Source organism: Achromobacter xylosoxidans (genome assembly GCF_002192695.1).
Lineage (GTDB): Bacteria > Pseudomonadota > Gammaproteobacteria > Burkholderiales > Burkholderiaceae_B > Achromobacter > Achromobacter xylosoxidans_C.
In genome coordinates this window covers 1-606 of record NZ_MTLG01000090.1, presented here as the reverse complement: position 1 = coordinate 606, position 606 = coordinate 1, and the positions used below count along the sequence as shown (strand labels likewise).

Sequence of the window (606 nt, the reverse complement as noted above, 5' to 3'; positions counted from 1 at the left end):
TGCTGAACACGGTGACAGTCGGAGGCAATGCGCTGATCACGACCGGCTTTGGCGCCGACCAGGTCACTTTGCTTGATAGCGCCCTGTCCGGCGCACTGACGGTGGATGCCGGCGATGGCGACAACGCTGTTCTGCTGAACACGGTGACAGTCGGAGGCAATACGCAGATCACGACCGGCTCTGGCGTCGATCGGATCACTTTGCTTGATAGCGGCCTGTCCGGCGCACTGACGGTGGATGCGGGCAATGGCGGCAACGCCGTTGTGCTGGACACCGTGACCGTGGGCGGCAACACCCTGATTACGACCGGTTCCGACGTCGACCAGATCACGCTGCGCGATTCCGGCCTGGAGGGGGCGTTGACGGTGGGCGCGGGCGATGGCGATAACACCGTTCTGCTGAACACGGTGACGGTCGCGGGCAATGCGCTGATCACGACCGGCTCTGGCGCCGATCAGATCACTTTGCTTGATAGCGTCCTGTCCGGCGCACTGACGGTGGAAGCAGGCAATGGCGACAACACTGTTCTGCTGAACACGGTGATGGTCGCAGGCAATACGCTGATCACGACCGGCTCTGGCGTCGATCAGATCACTTTGCTTGATA

General features: G+C 61.9%; 1 pseudogene. It reads left to right on the top strand.

From position 1 onward, the window contains the following. A pseudogene (locus BRO63_RS34290) lies at positions 1 to 606 on the top strand (hypothetical protein); the annotation flags it as partial.